This window comes from Lysinibacillus sp. YS11, from assembly GCF_002896375.1.
Taxonomy (GTDB): domain Bacteria; phylum Bacillota; class Bacilli; order Bacillales_A; family Planococcaceae; genus Lysinibacillus; species Lysinibacillus capsici.
Genome location: NZ_CP026007.1, coordinates 2,964,470 through 2,983,356 on the forward strand (window position 1 = coordinate 2,964,470; position 18,887 = coordinate 2,983,356).

17 protein-coding genes are annotated in these 18,887 nt (G+C 37.6%); 7 read left to right on the forward strand and 10 right to left on the reverse strand.

Annotation, left to right across the window (positions count from 1 at the left end):
* Nucleotides 1-58 precede the first annotated feature (58 nt).
* Nucleotides 59-442 (forward strand): hypothetical protein, encoded by a 384-nt coding sequence (locus LBYS11_RS14730; protein ID WP_048392221.1) that lies wholly within the window; start codon nt 59-61, stop codon nt 440-442.
* 64 nt (nt 443-506) lie between these two features.
* Here LBYS11_RS14730 and LBYS11_RS14735 read toward each other — a convergent pair whose 3' ends face one another.
* From LBYS11_RS14735 to LBYS11_RS14745, 3 genes are read right to left on the reverse strand one after another with little or no spacing between them, the layout of a single operon-like run.
* Nucleotides 507-935: a Fur family transcriptional regulator gene (locus LBYS11_RS14735; protein WP_103118444.1), complete on the reverse strand. Its 429-nt coding sequence runs from the start codon at nt 933-935 to the stop codon at nt 507-509.
* On the reverse strand, nt 932-1,795 hold the full coding sequence (locus tag LBYS11_RS14740; RefSeq protein ID WP_048392219.1) for a metal ABC transporter permease: 864 nt from the start codon (nt 1,793-1,795) through the stop codon (nt 932-934). Before LBYS11_RS14740 ends, LBYS11_RS14735 begins: the two co-directional genes overlap by 4 nt.
* Nucleotides 1,796-1,808: 13 nt before the next feature.
* Nucleotides 1,809-2,555: a metal ABC transporter ATP-binding protein gene (locus LBYS11_RS14745; RefSeq protein WP_103118445.1), complete on the reverse strand. Its 747-nt coding sequence runs from the start codon at nt 2,553-2,555 to the stop codon at nt 1,809-1,811.
* Between the two features lie 165 nt (nt 2,556-2,720).
* On the opposite strand from LBYS11_RS14745, the gene LBYS11_RS14750 reads away from it, so the two are divergent.
* Nucleotides 2,721-2,957 carry a Nif11 family protein gene (locus tag LBYS11_RS14750; RefSeq protein WP_004227236.1) on the forward strand — a complete coding sequence of 79 codons (237 nt, stop codon included), beginning with the start codon at nt 2,721-2,723 and terminating at the stop codon, nt 2,955-2,957.
* A gap of 43 nt (nt 2,958-3,000) precedes the next feature.
* On the opposite strand, the gene LBYS11_RS14755 is transcribed toward LBYS11_RS14750, so the two are convergent.
* Both LBYS11_RS14755 and LBYS11_RS14760 read right to left on the reverse strand, forming a co-directional pair.
* Nucleotides 3,001-3,894: a deoxyribonuclease IV gene (locus LBYS11_RS14755; protein ID WP_048392217.1), complete on the reverse strand. Its 894-nt coding sequence runs from the start codon at nt 3,892-3,894 to the stop codon at nt 3,001-3,003.
* A gap of 12 nt (nt 3,895-3,906) precedes the next feature.
* Complete coding sequence (locus LBYS11_RS14760; protein WP_048392216.1) at nt 3,907-5,208, reverse strand: DEAD/DEAH box helicase; 1,302 nt, start codon at nt 5,206-5,208, stop codon at nt 3,907-3,909.
* A gap of 293 nt (nt 5,209-5,501) precedes the next feature.
* Between LBYS11_RS14760 and LBYS11_RS14765 the strand changes: the two genes are divergently transcribed.
* A complete protein-coding gene (locus LBYS11_RS14765; protein WP_048392215.1) occupies nt 5,502-6,557 on the forward strand; it encodes a 2,3-butanediol dehydrogenase in 1,056 nt (351 codons plus the stop codon).
* Between the two features lie 50 nt (nt 6,558-6,607).
* Here the strand turns inward: LBYS11_RS14765 and kdpC are convergent, their stop codons facing one another.
* Genes kdpC through kdpA form a run of 3 tightly spaced genes read right to left on the reverse strand, consistent with a single transcriptional unit; the run spans nt 6,608 to nt 11,037 of the window.
* Nucleotides 6,608-7,252: a potassium-transporting ATPase subunit KdpC gene (kdpC, locus tag LBYS11_RS14770; protein WP_103118446.1), complete on the reverse strand. Its 645-nt coding sequence runs from the start codon at nt 7,250-7,252 to the stop codon at nt 6,608-6,610.
* An 11-nt stretch (nt 7,253-7,263) separates the two neighbouring features.
* Nucleotides 7,264-9,327, reverse strand: coding sequence for a potassium-transporting ATPase subunit KdpB (gene kdpB, locus LBYS11_RS14775; RefSeq protein ID WP_103118447.1), 2,064 nt, complete (start codon nt 9,325-9,327; stop codon nt 7,264-7,266).
* Nucleotides 9,328-9,342: 15 nt separating this feature from the next.
* Nucleotides 9,343-11,037, reverse strand: coding sequence for a potassium-transporting ATPase subunit KdpA (kdpA, locus tag LBYS11_RS14780; protein ID WP_103118448.1), 1,695 nt, complete (start codon nt 11,035-11,037; stop codon nt 9,343-9,345).
* A gap of 373 nt (nt 11,038-11,410) precedes the next feature.
* On the opposite strand from kdpA, the gene LBYS11_RS14785 reads away from it, so the two are divergent.
* The 4 genes from LBYS11_RS14785 to LBYS11_RS14800 all read left to right on the forward strand — a co-directional run bounded on the left by LBYS11_RS14785 (nt 11,411) and on the right by LBYS11_RS14800 (nt 16,517).
* The gene (locus tag LBYS11_RS14785; RefSeq protein WP_103118449.1) at nt 11,411-14,116 is read left to right on the forward strand and encodes a sensor histidine kinase; all 2,706 of its coding nucleotides are present in this window, start codon (nt 11,411-11,413) and stop codon (nt 14,114-14,116) included.
* Nucleotides 14,109-14,816, forward strand: a complete 708-nt coding sequence (locus tag LBYS11_RS14790; protein WP_004227221.1) for a response regulator transcription factor — start codon at nt 14,109-14,111, stop codon at nt 14,814-14,816. The genes LBYS11_RS14785 and LBYS11_RS14790 overlap by 8 nt, the downstream gene beginning before the upstream one ends.
* 161 nt (nt 14,817-14,977) lie before the next feature.
* Complete coding sequence (gene vrrA, locus LBYS11_RS14795) at nt 14,978-15,472, forward strand: VrrA/YqfQ family protein (protein ID WP_004227219.1); 495 nt, start codon at nt 14,978-14,980, stop codon at nt 15,470-15,472.
* Between the two features lie 76 nt (nt 15,473-15,548).
* Nucleotides 15,549-16,517 (forward strand): 4-hydroxy-3-methylbut-2-enyl diphosphate reductase, encoded by a 969-nt coding sequence (locus LBYS11_RS14800; RefSeq protein ID WP_048392210.1) that lies wholly within the window; start codon nt 15,549-15,551, stop codon nt 16,515-16,517.
* A gap of 47 nt (nt 16,518-16,564) precedes the next feature.
* Here the strand turns inward: LBYS11_RS14800 and LBYS11_RS14805 are convergent, their stop codons facing one another.
* Nucleotides 16,565-17,266, reverse strand: a complete 702-nt coding sequence (locus LBYS11_RS14805; protein ID WP_016993520.1) for a response regulator — start codon at nt 17,264-17,266, stop codon at nt 16,565-16,567.
* A 17-nt stretch (nt 17,267-17,283) separates the two neighbouring features.
* Nucleotides 17,284-18,825 carry an ATP-binding protein gene (locus LBYS11_RS14810; protein WP_167444839.1) on the reverse strand — a complete coding sequence of 514 codons (1,542 nt, stop codon included), beginning with the start codon at nt 18,823-18,825 and terminating at the stop codon, nt 17,284-17,286.
* Between the last annotated feature and the right edge of the window lie 62 nt (nt 18,826-18,887).

An 18,887-nucleotide genomic window follows, 5' to 3' on the forward strand; every position in this document is an offset into this window, starting at 1 on the left:
CATAGATTATTACTGTAAGGGTTACCCTTACGAAACTAGAGGAAGGGAGGTCTAGACAATGGAAGATAAAAGATATATGTCACATATGAACTGGCAAGGCTGTAAATGTCCTAAAAAAGAGGAAAAATGCTGTCAACGTAAAGTTGAAAAATGTCATTGCCAAAAAGAGGAAAAATGTCATTGTAAAAAAGAAGAAAAATGTACACCAAGAATGAGCAGCAACTGTAGAGGCTGTATTTGTCACCAATTAAGAAAATTAGAGCTAGCTACTACACTAGATATCTTCTTATCTGGAGGTATTAGCTTCTTAGGTGTGACTTTCATTTCCTTCGATCCAAGAAATTGCTGTGCATACTTCCTTGAGCCAGGTGCAGCAGCTGCTTCTCCTTTAATCGTAGATTGCAATAAAATTGTTGCGATTCGTCGAGTGGCAGTAGCTTAATCCTTTTAGAGGGTAGCCTTCTATTGGCACCCTCTTCTTACATAGAAAAAAACTCTGTCAACATTTAATGTGACAGAGTGTCATGCTTACAACCAGGGCATTTACCATATATTTCAAACTTATGATTTTCAATTTCATAATCAGGCAATTTTTCACCTAACATTTCCATTGGACAAAGATTAAGCTCTTTGACGTTGCCACAGTCCATACAGATAAAATGATGGTGATGATGCGCAGATTCACAGTGCATACGGAAATTACGTTCCCCGGATAGCTCTGTTTCTTCTAATATCCCAAGTTTCACAAAAGTAGCAAGGTTACGATAAATAGTATCAAAACTCATTCCCGGAAAATCTTTTTTTAAAACATCCAATAAATCACGGGCTGTTAGATATTTATCTGTTGCTGCAAACATATCTAATATTAACTCCCGTTTATCTGTTTTTTTATAGCCATTTTCCTTTAATATTTCCCACGCTCTTGAAATATTCATTGCGCTACCTCCCCCTGCTTTGCAGCCATTTTAAGCGCTACTTTCTTCCCTAGGATTACAAGTAACAAAATCAGAATAGAAGTGACAACAATCGTGCCTCCTGGCGCTAAATCCATATAAAATGCGCTAATTAGACCAATTAGTACAGCTGTTTCTCCAAAAACAATGGCAAAAATGATGGTTTGTTTAAAGCCCTTTGCCAAGCGCATTGCTGCTGCAACAGGCAATGTCATCAGAGATGATACAAGTAAAATACCAACTATGCGCATACTTGCCGCAATGACAAGTGCTGTTACAATCATAAATAAAAGATGAACCCAACGAGCCGGAAGTCCACTAGCTTTTGCATATTCCTCATCAAAAGACAAAACAAATAATTCTTTAAAAAATAAAAACAAAAAGATAATCACAATGGCAGCAATGCCAATCACTACCCATAAGTCTTGACGAGATACAGCAGAAACCGAGCCGAATAAATAACTCATTAAATCTGTGCTAAAACCACTGGCAAGTGAAATAAAGATGGCGCTAATCCCAATACCACCTGACATGATAATTGGAATGGCAAGCTCCTCATAGTGCTTATACAAACGTCTTAAACGCTCAATCAAGACAGAGCCACTCACAGAGGCTAGTATTCCTAGATAAATAGGATTGAGCATTGCTAAGGCTGTTACTGATTGACTAATGTATAAGCTCCCAGCAATTCCTGCAAGTGTTACATGCGACAAAGCATCCGCAATCAAGGATAGCCTACGTACAACAATAAACACACCCAGTAGGGGCGCAAGTATGCCAATTAATAATCCAGAGAAAAAGGCATTTTGTAAAAATTCATAATGTAAAATTGCTTCAATCATATGCCTGCTCCTTCTAATGAATCTTTCTCACGGAATGGCCATACCAAGCGTCTAGCGCATCCTGAGAAATATTATCAAATTCATTTTTATAGCCGTGGAAGTGAATAGTTTGATTCAAACATGCCACATGGCTGATGCGATTCGATACCGTATCGACATCGTGTGTGACAAGAATCATCGTAATTCCTTGTTCCCGATTTAATTTCGCCAGCATATCATAAAATGACTGCACATTCTCGTGATCAATGCCGACAGTTGGCTCATCTAAAATGAGCAATTTGGGATTACTGACTAAAGCTCTTGCAATAAAAACACGTTGTTGTTGTCCACCAGATAGTTCTCCAATGTTGCGATTCATATAAGCATCCATGCCAACTGCCTTTAAAGCTTCTTGAACTTTGTCTTTGGCATCTCGGCCAGGTCTTTTAAAAAGCCCTAATTTTTTCGTTAATCCACTTTTCACGACCTCTTGCACGGTTGCCGGGAAGCCAGAATTAAAGGCATTGGATTTTTGCGAGACATAGCCAATCCATTCACGGTGCTTAAAATTTGCACTTGGTTCACCAAATAATTTTATTTCTCCGGATAAAGGTTTCAGCAAACCTAAAATAATTTTTAATAATGTTGATTTTCCCGAACCATTTGGGCCGAGAAGTGCTAAAAAATCTCCCTCTTCTACACGAAAAGAAATGTTGTTTAAAACTTGCGTATAGTCATATTGAAATGACACATTTTCAATGTCAATAAGTGTTGTTTTCATGCATGATCGCTTCTTTCTAATTCAAAATCATTACGATTTACAAATTGTAAGTATAAAGGAAAGTGCAGTTTTTGTAAAGAAAAGAAGATGGATGCTTTTTCGAAATGCTGATTGCAAGTGTATAAATGATTTCGTGAAAATTAATGAAATAAAGGAGGATTGACTTTGAGTATTCAATTTTTACAGCAATTAGCACAAAGCACGGATAAGGAAATTGTCGCGATTGCTCGTGAAGAAGGCTTTAGCATTACGACTTCTGAAGTAAAAAAACTTCGCCCTTATTTGGAGCAATTCTCATTTTCTTGGCTATTTTTAGGGATTCCTAAAGATATTCTTGTTGAAGTGGAGGCCGTTTTAGGAAGAAAGCGCTCTCGTCAACTCATCGCCTTGTTTACAAAATAAAAAAGCCCGAAATCAGAACTAGCCTGATTTCGGGTTATTTCTGTTAGCCTTTTAAAGCTTCAATATGCTCAGGTTTAAAAGTACCGCTTCGTAACATATCGATTTCCACTTTATACGGAGCTACCTTAGATTTAGCGTCACTCTTGAGAGGGACAAAGGGTGTTTCTAAAATTTTAGGAACATCCATTAATTGTGGATGGTGTACTACATAGTTAAGGGCATCAAAGCCAATATGACCAAAGCCAATATTTTCGTGACGATCCTTACCTGCACCGCGCACATTTTTGGAGTCATTGATATGCAATACTTTAATGCGTTCCACGCCTATAATTTTATCAAATTCGTTTAATACACCATCAAAATCTTCCACGATATTATAGCCAGCATCATGTGTATGACAGGTATCAAAGCATATAGAAAGTCGCTCGTTATTCGTTACACCATCAATAATTTTAGCAAGTTCTTCAAAGGAACGTCCACATTCTGTCCCCTTCCCTGCCATGGTTTCTAATGCAATTTGAACGGGATAGTCCTGAGATAATACCTCATTCAAACCTTCAATAATTTTAGCAATACCAGCATCAGCACCAGCTCCTACATGGGCACCAGGGTGTAAAACAATTTGCGTTGCCTCCAGTGCAGCAGTACGTTCAATTTCCGATTGTAGAAAATCTACACCGAGACGGAATGTTTCTGGTTTTTCCGTATTGCCAATATTAATAATGTAAGGTGCATGTACAACAATATTGGTCATCCCATGCTCTTTCATATGCAGGAGTCCATTCATAATGTTTAAGTCAGCAATGGCTTTGCGACGTGTATTTTGCGGTGCTCCAGTATAAATCATAAATGTATTGGCTCCGTATGACAGTGCCTCTTTACTAGAGCCAAGTAGCATTTCTTTCCCGCTCATCGAAACATGTGAGCCAAGTAACATGTAAAAGCCCCCTTATTTTTTACCGCGTGCCTTTAAGCGACGTTCACGTTTTTTAATTTTTTCCATTTCCCATTTCATATTACGTTTATAGCCAGGTTTTACCTTTTTAGGCTTACGTACCAACGCTTTTGCTTTCACATCAATTTCATTCTCTTGCTTCACACGATTTTTACGGGCATGACGCTCTTTTAACTCTGACCATTCGCCATCTTTTACATCTTTTTGTACAAAAGGAATGCCCATTTTTTCTACGCGAACTACTGCATCCTCATCTGATGGCTCAAATAAAGTAATGGCTGTCCCTTTATTGCCTGCACGCGCTGTTCGACCAACGCGGTGAATAAAGAATTCTAAGTCTTCTGGAATCTCGTAGTTAATAACATGAGAAATGCCTTGGATATCAATACCACGAGCAGCTAAGTCAGTTGCTACAATGTATTGGTAGTCAAGATCACGGATTTGCTTCATCATTTTTTTACGATCACGTGGACTTAAATCACCGTGAATTTGGCCACAACGGATACCATGCTCATTTAAATAGCCAGCAACGTGTTCTGCTGTCTTACGTGTGTTGGTAAAGATAACAGCTAAAAAGGGATTAATGCCCTCAATGACTTCTAATAAACGTTTATTACGCGATTTTGAGCGCACTGGTACAAGTACAAAATCGATACCTTCTGCCACTGGTCGTTTATCATTCATATGGACATGCACTGGCGCTTCCATATATTTCTTTAAAAATGGCTGAAGTTTTTCTGGTATTGTTGCAGAGAAAACATACATTTCAAGCTTTTCGGGCATCTGTGAAGCAAAGCCATCAATCTCTTCAATGAAGCCCATATCAAAAGCTAGATCCGCTTCATCGACAACTAAAATTGGTGCTGTATGCACAAATAACGCTTGTGCTGAAACAAGGTCACGAATACGTCCTGGTGTTCCAACAACAATTTGTGGCTGTGTTTTTAATTTATCAATGGAGCGTTGTTTGTCCGTACCCCCAATAAATAGTTTTGCTTGAATAGCTGTTCCTTCTATTAATTGATTTAATGCATCAAAAATTTGCTGTGCTAACTCTCGTGTAGGAGAAGTAATAACGGCCTGTACTTCCTGTTTTTCTACATCAATACGTTGAACAATTGGAATTAAAAAACTATGTGTTTTCCCTGTTCCTGTATGTGCCTGTCCAATAGCACTTTTCCCTTTTAATAAAAGCGGAATAATTTCTTTTTGAATTGGTGTCGGTTCTGTAAAGCCAAGATTTGCAATGGCGTCCTGCAAAAATGGCTGAAAATTATAATCAGTATATTTTGACATCATTCGTTCCTCCTAACATCTTTTTCATTGTACCATGATTCGAACTTTAAGGTATATTTACGTCCTATTTCTTACTAGCATAAACATATTTTTAATGTTTTATTATCACCGTAACAAAGCCCTTATCAAAGGTACTTGAAATACGCAGAATATGCAATCATAAAAGCGCTGTAACAATGTTCGAAAACGCTTGTAATATGTAATTTTTATGTCAATTTATAGGGAACTAATGATTAGCAGATTCCCCACATGTTATGATAGAGCTGTAAGATATTATGGGAGGTTGGTAGATTATGAAAGCAGCAAGATGGTATAAAGCAAAAGACATCCGTGTAGAAAACATTGAAGAACCAGTCATCGCACCTGGAAAAGTAAAAATCAAAGTACATTGGACAGGAATTTGTGGCAGTGATTTACATGAATACGCAGCTGGGCCAATCTTTATTCCAGTGGAGCAACCTCACTATGTAAGTAAAGACATCGCACCTATTGTAATGGGACATGAATTTTCAGGTGAAGTAGTTGAAATTGGCGATGGTGTTACATCTGTTAAAATCGGTGATCCTGTAGTAGTAGAACCAATCCTTGCATGTGGCGAATGTGCTGCCTGTAAAAAAGGTAAATATAATATTTGTAAACATTTAGGTTTTCACGGTCTTTCAGGCGGTGGCGGTGGATTCTCCGAATATACAATGGTAGATGAAAAAATGGTTCACAAAATGCCAGAAGGGCTTTCTTATGAGCAAGGAGCACTTGTTGAACCAGCAGCAGTCGCTTTACATGCTGTGCGTCAAAGTAAATTAAAAGCCGGTGACAAAGCTGCCGTCTTTGGAACAGGACCAATCGGGCTACTTGTCATTGAAGCATTACGTGCAGCGGGCGCATCAGAAATCTATGCTGTAGAGCTTTCAGCAGAGCGTGCCGCAAAAGCTTTAGAACTTGGTGCAACAGCCGTCATTAATCCTAAAGAGGAAGATGCCGTTGCGCGTCTACATGAATTAACAAATGGTGGTGTAGATGTTGCCTTTGAAGTAACGGGCGTTCCTGTGGTATTACAACAAGCTATTGACTCAACAACTTTTGAAGGTGAAACAATCATCGTGTCGATTTGGGAGTCTACAGCTGCTATCCAACCGAACAATATCGTTCTATCAGAGCGAACAGTCAAAGGAATTATTGCCTACCGCGATATTTTCCCAGCCGTAATGGAGCTGATGACCCAAGGTTACTTCCCTGCAGACAAGCTTGTTACGAAACGAATTGCTCTTGATGAAGTGGTAACAGAAGGCTTTGAGGCATTAATGAAGGAACGTAATCATATTAAAATTCTTGTAAATTCTCAAGCATAAAATACGTTCAGGTAGAGAATAAAGCATTTCTCTACCTGATTTTATAGTTATTATTCTTGTCTATTATCCATTTTTTTCATGATAGTTAAATTCGCCATTAGAACGTTCACTTTATTTTCTCCAAAGATTCCTAGTGTTCGTTTCTCCGTATTTTCTTCAATGATTTTTTCAATCTCTTCTTCTGAAAGACCGCTTGCTAGGGCAATGCGCTTCACTTGAATGTTTGCAGCCTTCACACTAATATGTGGATCCAGCCCTGAGCCAGAAGCTGTCATTAAATCTGCAGGTATATCTTGGCGTTTTACTGTTGGGTTTGCATGTAGAAACTTCTTGATATCTGCTTCAATTCGCTTCTTCAATTCTGGATTAGATGGTGCATAGTTAAAAGTTCCAGAAGTCACACCACTATAATTTAACTGACCATTTTTGTCTGGTACCGTATCATCCTCAGTATAAACATTATAATGAATGGCTGAAACACGTCCCCAGAAATATGATGGTGCTGAAAAGGATTGACCGATCAGTTTTGAACCAACAGCTTTACCATTGATTTCTAGTAAACTACCATTTGCTTGATGATGGAGTAATCCTTGAGCTAAAGCAGTCACCGCAAAAGGGTAGATTAGCCCACACAGTATAAACATTGTTATTGTAATAAGAATTGCTTGCTTTAAGTTCATAAATAGTTTTCGCATGTACCTTCCTCCTATAGCCCAAAACTACGGCATAGTGGACCAACTAGTATGTCAATTAACTTAATCCCAATAAAAGGAGCTATAATACCACCTATACCATAGACTAATAAATTTTTATTCAAAAGTTTTGTAGCACTCATTGGTTTATACGTTACTCCCTTTATTGCAATTGGAATTAACAAGGGAATAATGACTGCATTAAAAATTAAGGCAGAAATAATCGCACTTGTTGAAGAATTAAGTTTCATTATGTTTAATGCGCTCATCTCAGGTACAGCCACCATCAACATAGCAGGTATGATGGCAAAATATTTTGCTATATCGTTAGCGATACTAAATGTTGTTAAAGCGCCACGTGTCATCAGAAGCTGCTTCCCTATCTCTACAATTTCAATAATTTTAGTTGGATTTGAATCTAAATCAACCATATTAGCTGCTTCTTTTGCTGCATTTGTACCTGAATTCATTGCAAGCCCAACATTGGCCTGCGCTAACGCTGGTGCATCATTTGTACCATCACCAGTCATCGCTACTACCTTCCCTTGTGCCTGTTCATCCTTAATGACTTGAATCTTGTCCTCAGGTTTGCTTTCTGCGATAAAGCTATCTACTCCAGCTTCCTTTGCAATCGCTGCTGCTGTAAGTGGATTATCTCCTGTACACATAATGGTTTTAATCCCCATTTCACGAAGCTGTTCAAAACGTTCCTTTAGTCCAGCCTTGACAATATCCTTTAGATAAATAACGCCTAAAATTTTATCATTCAGTGCTACGACCAGAGGCGTCCCCCCTACTGTAGATACTTGTTGAACCAGCAACTCTAGATTTGAAGGAATACTGTACCCTGCCTTCAAACTCTCTCTTTTTATCGTATCATAGGCACCTTTTCGAATTTTTGTGCCATCCACCCTATCCAAGCCACTCATTCGTGTTTGTGCAGTAAAGGGAATATGTTTACTTGTCTGGATAATGCTTTTTTCACCGTCCGTATTCACCCCTAATTCGCAAGCAAGCGATAAGATAGATTTTCCCTCAGGTGTATCATCTGTTAGAGAACTAAGCCATGCAGCTTGCATTAACTCTTCCCTGGCAACTCCTTTTACTGGTAGAAACTCAGCTGCCATTCGATTGCCATATGTTATCGTGCCAGTCTTATCTAAGATTAATGTATCCACATCTCCACAGGCTTCCACCGCTCTCCCAGACATTGCGATGACGTTAAATTGTGTTACCCTATCCATACCTGCAATACCAATTGCGGATAATAATCCACCAATCGTTGTAGGAATTAAACAAACTGTAAGTGCTATTAATGTTGCGATAGAAATTGGCACATTCAAATACATAGTCATTGGATAGAGGGACACTACCACTAACAGAAAGATAATTGTTAAACTTACTAGAAGTGTATTAAGGGCTATTTCATTTGGTGTTTTTTTACGGCTAGCCCCTTCAATTAGCGTAATCATTTTATCCAGAAATGATTCGCCAGGCAATGAAGTAATTTCAATCATCAACCAATCACTCGTAACCGTCGTACCACCCGTAACGGATGAAAAATCTCCACCTCGTTCTTTTACAACAGGGGCAGATTCACCTGTTATTGCCGATTCATCCACAGTAGCAATGCCATCAATGACTTCCCCATCATTTGGAATTACCTCTCCAGCTTGAACTAATACAATATCTCCTTTTTTTAGGTCATTGGCCTGTTTAAGGATTTCCGTACCATCATGAAGCAACACACGAGCCTGTGTCACTGTCTTTGTTTTTTTTAAAGTTTGAACTTGTGCTTTACCTCTTCCTTCTGCAATTGACTCTGCAAAATTAGCAAATAGAATTGTAACAAAAAGTAGGATAGCAACTATTCCATTGTATAATCGAGCATGTTCTTCTACTACACTCCCAAACATATTTGGGAAAAGAACTAATAGCACCACAAACAAAAATCCTACTTCTACAACAAACATAACAGGATTTTTTAGCATATAAGTGGGACTAAACTTTTTTAAAGCGTCTATCATTGCATTTTTCAGCATCTTACTTGTCAAAAAACTCTTTCTTACTGTTTCCATATGCTCACTCCCCCATTAAGAATAAAGTTGTAAATGCTCTGTAATTGGACCAAGTGCTAAAGCTGGTAAAAATGTTAGGGCACCAATCATTAAAACGATAGCCACTAGTAAAAAAGTAAAAGTAGTATTATCCGTTTTTAATGTTCCTATTGAATCACTGTGCCAAAATTTTTTGGCAAGTAGTGACGCAATCGCAAGTTGAATGATAATGGTTAAATATCGTCCAAAGAACATTGCAAGTCCTGTTGTCACGTTCCAAAATGTGGAATTATCTGCTAACCCTTCGAACCCTGAGCCGTTGTTGGCAGAGGCTGAAGCAAATTCATATAAAACCTGTGATAATCCGTGAGCACCTGGATTCGTTATGCCTGCTATTCCTGTTGGTGTTACAACTGCTAGTGCTGAAAATAGCAAAATAATAGCCGGATGAATCAAAATGCATAGAGCAATTAATTTCATTTCTTTCTCTTCAATCTTTTTACCTAAAAACTGAGGAGATCGCCCAATCATTAAACAGGCAATAAAAATTGTTAGTAGAACATACATCATCATGTTCATCAGGCCGACCCCTTTACCACCAAACACAACATTTAGCATCATATTAAACATCGGTACTAGACCCCCAAGAGGCGTCAATGTATCGTGCATATTGTTAACAGATCCTGTTGTAAACGCAGTAGTGACAGTGGTAAATAATGCTGATTGTACTACTCCAAAACGCATTTCTTTTCCTTCCATGCTCCCTAGCTCCTGTGTTATACCGAGTTCACTTATAATTGGATTACCAGCCTTCTCTGCTATGTACACAGTCACTAATCCGAGTAGAAACAATATACTCATTGCTGCAAAAATAGCTAAACCTTGTTTTCCAAAAATAGTTTTCTTTTTTCTATAAGCAATCATCAAACTAAAGGCAACTACACAAGCGCCCGGCAAAAGCATCATCGATAACATCTCCACTATATTTGAGAGAACGGTTGGATTTTCAAAAGGTGTTGTTGAATTGGCTCCGTTAAAGCCCCCACCATTCGTACCTATATGCTTAATCGATTCTAGAGAAGCAACAGGTCCAAGTGCAATATCTTGTAATTTTCCTTCGATCGTTTGTACTGTTTTATTTGCACTTAAGGTTTGTGGTGTCCCTTGAGATACTAAAATAATGGCAACAACGATGGAGATAGGCATTAAAATACGCGTAATAACACGAACAAAATCAATAAAGAAATTCCCAATAGTATCTGTTTTCGCAACAAGGCGACGACAGAACGCCATACAAGCTGCATAACCAGTAGCTGCAGATGTAAACATCATGAAGATAATAACTAGCATCTGTGATAAATAACTGAGTCCAGATTCACCGCTATAATGTTGAAGATTTGTGTTGGTTATAAAAGAAATGATTGTGTTAAATGAAAGTGTAGCTTCCATATTGCTAATATTATTTGGATTTAAAAATAGGAATGATTGAATGCGCAACAAAAAATATCCAATAAAAACCATAATTGCATTTGAAAGTATTAATGAAAGTACATATTCTTTACCATTCATATCTACTTGTTTAATGCCACACAATTTATAAATTACTGCATCAACTTTGTCTAAAATAGGATCAAGCCATGTTTTTTGATGTAATGTTACCCGATATAGATAATGCCCAGTTAAGATAACGAGCGGTAAATAAATAATTAATACTATGGCTATTTGCCACATAGTGCATTACCTCCTAACAGCCTTTAATAATTTTCAGGACAAAGTAATGCATGCCCTAGATAACCAAACAAGAATACAAGTACAATCCCGATAAAAATCCACATTCCTATCTCCTCCTTATTGCTCATCCACTAGTTTGAAGCACCATGTAGTTAATGACAAAAGACTTCCGAAGCTTATCAGTAACAATACAACCATATAAAAGTCCATCAATAAAATACCCCTCCTTCATTTAGGTTGTTCTCATCATACTGACTTTCAAATTAATGTAGTGTTAGGAAATCTACTCTTCTATTAAGAAAGCATAAAGAGGCAAAATCTTTATACTTTCTTAATGGGAGTTAACGCTATAATACAAATGAGGTGAACGAGGATGGAAAATACACGTCCAACTCCTGAGATGTTTTTAGCAAGACTTCAACAGGAGCAACAAATTTTAGGGAATTTAAAAATCTTTCTCGGTTATGCTGCTGGAGTAGGTAAAACTTACGCAATGTTAGATGCAGCACATCAAGCTCAAAAATTAGGTAAAGATGTGGTGGTTGGCTATGTAGAACCACATCCTCGTCCAGATACGTTAGCTTTACTAGAAGGGCTTGAGCAAATTCCGACGAAAAAAATAACCTATAGAGGAAAAGCTTTTTATGAATTAGATATTGATGCCGTATTGCAGCGCAAACCAGAAATTGTTCTTATCGATGAATTGGCACATTCCAATGTACCAACAATGCGGCACAAGAAGCGTTTTGGAGATGTTGAAGAACTACTGTCAAAGGGGATTCATGTTTATACAACTGTAAATATTCAACATATTGAAAGTCTTCATGACTTAGTAGAAGAAATTACTGACATTAAAGTACGAGAGCGTATCCCTGATTACTTAATTGATCAAGCATCTCAAATAAAAGTTGTAGACATTGAACCAGATGAACTAATACAACGCCTACAAGAAGGTAAAGTTTATGCAAAACAACAAGCGGAAAAAGCACTGCATTCTTTTTTCCGTAAACAAAATTTAGTATCATTACGAGAAATCGCATTACGTAGAGCAGCGGATACAATCAACTATAAACAAATAAACAACCATGAATCTGTCAAACACCCTGTACAAATTGAAGAACACCTACTAATTGGTATCAGTAGTTCTCCTACAAATGCAAAAGTTATTAGAACCACTGCAAGACTTGCACAAGCATTACACGGTAAATTTACTGCTCTTTATGTGCAAAACCTGCAGGAGCAAGAAGGAAGTAGTGCAAATTCAGAACGATTACAACAACACATTAAACTTGTGGAACAGCTTGGCGGCCATGTCGTCATCGTTCAAGAAGACGACGTAGCAGCAGCCCTTGCTAATTATGCTCAAATTAGTGGGGTCACGAAACTTGTTATCGGACGAACAAGTATGAGGAAAAAATGGTGGCGACCAAGTACAAAAATAAGTGACCGCCTGAATGAATTTGTTCCGAACTTAGCCCTACACATAGTACCAGATCAAGAAAATGAACCATTTTATTTTCCTAGTATAAGTAATAAATTATCATTTGAATGGCTTGATTTGTTCAAAATGTTTATCGTATTTTGCTTCATATCAATTGTCGGCTTATATCTATATACAATTGGTATAAGCGAGTCAAACATCATTACAATTTACATTTTAGGGGTCCTCATCCTTGCTATTTGGTCAACTGGATCGATGATGAGTATTATTAACTCCATTATTGCTGTCTTACTTTTTAATTACTTTTTTACAGAGCCTCGATTTTCATTTGATGCTTATCATCGTGACTATCCAATGACATTTTTTATCATGTTTATCTCTGGCGTAATTACGAGTAGCTTAACAAAGAAGATAAAGGAGCAAACCATTATAGCCATTCGTAAATCTTATCGAATGGAGGTGCTCCTTGAAACAAATCGTAGGCTTCAACATGCTAAGTCTATTGAAGAAATAATAGTTGAAGGCATGTCTCAAATTGTTAAATTAGTAGAAAAGCCTGTACAATTTTTCGAAATAAATAACCAGGTAATTGAGAAATCATCTTTCTTTCGTACTGAAACAATGTCTAGTAGTGAAAATCAAAAAATAGCTGTACTTTTCGATAATCCAAATGAATGTGGTGTTGTTAGTTGGGTTACAAATAATAGGCATGTAGCAGGTGTATCTACAGACATCTTTCCTGAAGTGAACGCTTATTATATACCTGTTATTTCTAATGGAGATGTGAAGGGTGTTATAGGTATTGCCCTATCTAAAGTTTCCCCATTGCCTGCATTTGAGCGCAATATTTTGCACGCCATTATTAATGATTTTTCATTCGCTTTGGATAAATGGTATTTACAGAAACTTAATGAGGAAGTAGCGCGAGAAGCTGAAATGGAACAGATGCGAGCTAACCTTTTACGTGCAATCTCTCATGACCTTAGGACACCACTCACTGCTATCTCTGGAAATGCAGATATCTTACTCAACAATGCACCATTAATACCAGAGATTGAAAAAAATAAATTATATGAAGATATTTATAAAAATTCAAAATGGCTTGTACAAATGGTTGAAAATTTACTAGCTGTATCTAAGTTAGAGGATGGGCAATTTGCGTTAGAAATGCAAATTGAACTAGTAGAAGATATTATTCAAGAGGCACTTTCCCATGTTATTCCTCAAAACAATACACATAAAATATCTTATGAAATTAAACCTGAGTTTTTATTTGCTTTAATGGATGCTCGACTCATCATACAAGTTTTCATTAATATTATCGATAATGCATTGACTTACACCCCACCAGGTAGTGCCATTACGATCATAGTGAAAGAATCAGATGGATTCGTAAGTTTTAGTATTTCTGATAATGGGCCTGGAATCGATGACGCTTTAAAAAGTAGCTTGTTTGAACCATTTACAACTGGAAAAGTACAACGCAGTGATAGTAGACGTGGTCTTGGTTTAGGCTTAGCACTCTGTCAAACAATTTTAAAATTACATGGTAGCAGCATAAACGTTTCAGATAATAAACCGCAAGGAACGATTTTTAACTTTTCGCTGAAAAAAGGAGTAATGAAATTTGATGAGTAAAAGAATTCTAGTAGTTGAGGACGATGTAGCAATTGCCAATTTAATTAAAATGACATTAGCGACAAACCATTATGAATTCGACATTGCACGTGATGGTAATAGTGCTCTTCAAAAGGCTCTTACCATAAAACCTGACGTTTTTATTTTAGATTTAGGTCTACCAGACATAGATGGCGTAGAACTAATCACTAAAATTAGAAGTTGGAATCAAACACCAATTATTGTCGTAAGTGCTCGTGGAGAAGAACATGATAAAATTAATGCTTTGGATGCAGGTGCAGATGATTATGTAACAAAGCCATTTAGTGTGGAAGAATTATTAGCAAGAATTCGGGTTGCCTTAAGAAGAATGGCCTATGAACAACCACTTGAAAAAGAGAATCCCATTTTCACAAATGGTTATCTTCAAATTAATTATGTTGATCATACAGTATTTGTAAATGGAAAAGAAATACATGTGACGCCGATTGAATATAAACTTTTAATTGTTTTATCCAAAAATGTTGGGAAAGTTCTAACACATAATTATATTTTAAAGGAAATCTGGCAAAATGCTCTTCAATCAGATGTTCCAAGTTTACGAGTTTTTATGGCTACACTTCGAAAAAAAATAGAAGTTAATCCAGCACAGCCCAAACTTATTCAGACACATGTACGGGTAGGCTACCGAATGCTTCGCTATCATGAAGAGGATGAATGAATATGGAGCCTAAGGTCTAGCTGTATTTGGACTTCTACTTTACAAATTCCATATTACATTTTGCTTTTATGTAGCTTTATTGAACCCTCCTATTAGCCTTTGCATATCATAGCTATAGTCAGGTATGTCATCAATGAAAAACAAGTAGAAAGGAGATCATTATGGTATTTCGACCACCTTATCCATACCCAATGTATCCGGGTGGCATGAGAATGCCCATGCCCATGCAAACACCTCCACAGATGTCGCCACAGTCCTTTTTCCCGCCTGGAGGCTTCCCTGTTCAACCACGAATTCCAGGCGGCTTTCCAATGGCTAATGGAATAGGTTCATTTGGAGGGCAAATGCCGATGCCACCTGTGCAAGAAGCTTCGAAAGTCGGTTCATTTTTACAGCAAGCCAACAGTTTATTTAATACAGCCAAAACCTATACCCCTTATATCCAACAAGCTATGCCGATGGTGAAAAATATTCCATCACTTTTAAAATTGTATAAAGGATTCCAAGGACTTCCTTCCGCTGGCGGTGGAGCAACAGAAGCAGCAGGAAGCGATAGTAAGGCTGCTGGAAGTAGACGGTCATCTAGGCAAAGTGCATCATTTACGCCTCCCGAGCCACTTCCATCTAAACCACGTATTTTCCAACCACCAATGTAAATGAACGTTTCTTTGTATTCACTGTCACTGTCCGTTATAATGTAGATAGGTAAGCTTGAAAGGAGTCACAACCACCATGCAAGTATTAAAAATTAATCCACGTGGCTATTGCTACGGTGTTGTGGATGCGATGGTGATCGCTCGTAACGCCGCACTTGATAAAACATTACCAAGACCTATCTACATCTTAGGGATGATTGTGCATAATAAACACGTCACAGATGCGTTTGAAGAGGATGGGATCATCACGTTAGATGGTGATAACCGCCTAGAAATTATTGAACAAGTTGAAACAGGTACTGTCATTTTTACAGCACATGGTGTTTCACCGGAAATTCGTGAGATTGCGAAGCGAAAAGGCTTAGTGTCCATTGATGCTACATGTCCTGATGTAACAGTTACCCACGATTTAATTCGTGAAAAATCAGCAGAAGGCTATGACATTATTTATATTGGTAAAAAAGGACATCCCGAACCAGAGGGTGCTATTGGCGTTGCCCCAGATCATGTCCACTTAGTACAGTCTTCTAACGATATTGATGCTTTACAATTAACGAATGATAAATTACTTGTCACAAATCAAACGACAATGAGCCAATGGGATGTCGCCCATTTAATGGATAGTTTAAAAGAAAAATTCCCACATATTGAGGTACACAAAGAGATCTGTTTAGCTACACAAGTACGTCAAGAGGCTGTTGCACAGCAAGCAGGTGAAGCGGATTTACTTATTGTTGTAGGTGATCCTAAATCCAATAACTCGAACCGCTTAACACAAGTTTCTGTAGAAATTGCAGGAACACCATCCTATCGAATTGCAGATGTTTCAGAGCTAAAAGTAGAATGGTTAAAAGGTATCAACATCGTTGCTGTAACAGCAGGTGCTTCTACGCCAACACCAATTGTAAAAGAGGTTATTAACTTCCTTGATCAATTTGATGAAAATGATCCATCTACACACGAGATTAAGCGTACAGTAACACTAGATAAAATTCTGCCAAAGATTAAGACACCAACACCTGTTGATAAAATCATGCCCTATTAGTTAATCACAAAAAATCCTGATTGTTATTATGACAATCAGGATTTTCTTTATTTACTAAAGTAATAGTTTATAGGACGACCAATGCCACCATAATGGACATCCATTGTGATTTCCTCTTGTTTTTCAAGGTAATCTAAATATCTTCTAGCTGTTACGCGGGCAATGCCAATTCCACTGGCTACTTCTTCCGCTGAGGCACCATCCACCGATTGTAAAAAGTGCACAACTTTTTCAAGTGTTGTACGATTAAAACCTTTTGGGAGATTTTTTTCGGATTTCAATGTAACAGATTGATCCAACATGGTTTGTCCATCACGATAATGAAATAACTGATCTAATTCTCCCTGTGTGAGCTCTCGTTCTGTTTGAGTTTGCTTGTTAAAGCGTAAATAATTGTCAAGTGTCCCTTTAACACGTTCAAAAGAAAAAGGCTTCATAATATAATCAAAAACACCTAGATGCAGTATCTGTTTCACTGTCTCCATATCATTTGCGGCCGTCACGGTAATAACATCTACTGGTAGATCGAGCTCACGTATTTTGCGTAAGCTTGTAATACCATCTTGCTCTGGCATAAAAATATCCATAAAAACTAAATCAGGCTTCAGTTGACAAATTTGCGTAATGCCTTCTAACCCATTAGGTGCCTGTCCAACCACTTGAAAATGCTCTACCTTTTCAATAAATTGACGATTTACCTCTCGTACCATTGGATCATCCTCAATTAATAATACTCTAATCTGTGCCACTGCTAGCCCTCCATCCATTATGAATAATAAAAGGTGATTAAAAAACTTGTTCCTTTGTTAGGCTCACTGATGACTTCGATGTCACCCTGCCCTTTTTCGACAATTTCCTTTATTAAAAATAACCCTATTCCACGGTAGTTTTTCTCTTTTGTAGAATAACCATTATCAAAAATGTGCTGCTTGACCTCTTCCGTCATGCCAACACCATTATCGGTTACTAATATGGCTAATACGTCATCATCTTCATCCACAGAAACATGAATCACCTTCTCCTCGACCTGTACATCCTTTAATGCATCAAACGCATTTTCTATCAAATTACCAAAGAGAATGACGAAATCATGATGATCCAAATTAGCTGGAAATGATGTAAATCGGCTTTCACGGTCAATTTCCAATCGAATTCCTTGTTCCTTCGCATAGGAAATTTTACTGAGCAATAGCCCAGAAATATTTTCATTTTTTATTCGTTCGTTTAAAAAGTTAGTGATTTCATCATGCTCTTCCTTCACTTGTGTTAAGTAAGAAAGTGCCTGTTCATGATGACCTAGCTGTAAAAGACCCGCTATCGTATGCAGTTTATTTTTATGTTCATGTGTTTGTACACGAAGGGCTTGGACAAATGCTCTAACGCCTGTTAATTCTTCGGCAAGCTTTTTCACTTCCGTACGGTCTTTAAACATGGCCACTGCCCCAACAGTTTCTCCATTAACCTGTATCGGAATTCGATTACTCATAATACTATGATTATTAATATACAGCTCACGATTAAATAACGGCTGATCCAGCTCTAAAATTTCAGGAAGTCGTGTATCTGGCAAGACATGAAAGATTTTCTGTCCAATCAATGTAGAGGGTTTTTCATAAACGCCTAAGATATCACAGGCCTTTTCATTAAAAATCGTAATGGTCAAATCATTATCGATAGCAATGATGCCTTCGTGCATGGCATTAAACGTTTCTGTACGTTCTACATACATTTTGGCAATTTCATGCGGCTCTAACCCAAACATTTGCTTTTTCATATGAAGCCCCAATGTTCGTGCTCCCCATACACTAAATAGTAACGATAATAGAACAGTAACCATTAGTTCGGTTTGCATTGTTTGCAGTAACTCCACTACCGTAAGAACACTGTACCCTACTACTGTAACACCTATTTGTTGTCCTTCATGGTTCATAATCGGAACAAACGCACGAACCATATTACCGTGTTCTCCACGTGCAATCGACGTATAGTAATGCTCTGAAAAAGCGGCGTTTAAATCTCCAGATTGAGATATTCGACCAAGTTCCTGGCTATTAGGATGGGAATATTTTCGTCGTTGCATATCAAGAACAACAATATATTTTGCCCCATTGATATCACGGATTTCCTCTACAACAGGATTAATATGCTGTACGGCATCATAGTAATTTTCACTAGCAATATATGTTTTTATTTCAGGAAGCTGAGAGACGGTTTTTGCTACAAGGAGTGCTTGATCACTTAGTTTGGTCTTTTGCTCATTCATGACAAAACCTAACAAAAAAGTACCGCCAATGCTAAAGGAAAGCATGAGAATAAAAAAAGTCAGAGACATAATTTTTCTTTGCATGGATAACTTCTGAAATTTCAACT

Excerpts from the sequence above, each read along its gene's own strand:
- LBYS11_RS14785 (WP_103118449.1), top strand. The coding sequence starts at position 11,411 with ATGGAAAATACACGTCCAACTCCTGAGATGTTTTTAGCAAGACTTCAA.
- LBYS11_RS14755 (WP_048392217.1), bottom strand. The coding sequence starts at position 3,894 with ATGTTACTTGGCTCACATGTTTCGATGAGCGGGAAAGAAATGCTACTT.
- LBYS11_RS14730 (WP_048392221.1), top strand. The coding sequence starts at position 59 with ATGGAAGATAAAAGATATATGTCACATATGAACTGGCAAGGCTGTAAA.
- LBYS11_RS14810 (WP_167444839.1), bottom strand. The coding sequence starts at position 18,825 with ATGCTTTCCTTTAGCATTGGCGGTACTTTTTTGTTAGGTTTTGTCATG.
- vrrA (WP_004227219.1), top strand. The coding sequence starts at position 14,978 with ATGGTATTTCGACCACCTTATCCATACCCAATGTATCCGGGTGGCATG.
- kdpB (WP_103118447.1), bottom strand. The coding sequence starts at position 9,327 with ATGGAAACAGTAAGAAAGAGTTTTTTGACAAGTAAGATGCTGAAAAAT.
- LBYS11_RS14800 (WP_048392210.1), top strand. The coding sequence starts at position 15,549 with ATGCAAGTATTAAAAATTAATCCACGTGGCTATTGCTACGGTGTTGTG.
- LBYS11_RS14735 (WP_103118444.1), bottom strand. The coding sequence starts at position 935 with ATGAATATTTCAAGAGCGTGGGAAATATTAAAGGAAAATGGCTATAAA.
- LBYS11_RS14790 (WP_004227221.1), top strand. The coding sequence starts at position 14,109 with ATGAGTAAAAGAATTCTAGTAGTTGAGGACGATGTAGCAATTGCCAAT.
- kdpA (WP_103118448.1), bottom strand. The coding sequence starts at position 11,037 with ATGTGGCAAATAGCCATAGTATTAATTATTTATTTACCGCTCGTTATC.
- LBYS11_RS14765 (WP_048392215.1), top strand. The coding sequence starts at position 5,502 with ATGAAAGCAGCAAGATGGTATAAAGCAAAAGACATCCGTGTAGAAAAC.
- LBYS11_RS14745 (WP_103118445.1), bottom strand. The coding sequence starts at position 2,555 with ATGAAAACAACACTTATTGACATTGAAAATGTGTCATTTCAATATGAC.
- LBYS11_RS14740 (WP_048392219.1), bottom strand. The coding sequence starts at position 1,795 with ATGATTGAAGCAATTTTACATTATGAATTTTTACAAAATGCCTTTTTC.
- LBYS11_RS14760 (WP_048392216.1), bottom strand. The coding sequence starts at position 5,208 with ATGTCAAAATATACTGATTATAATTTTCAGCCATTTTTGCAGGACGCC.
- kdpC (WP_103118446.1), bottom strand. The coding sequence starts at position 7,252 with ATGCGAAAACTATTTATGAACTTAAAGCAAGCAATTCTTATTACAATA.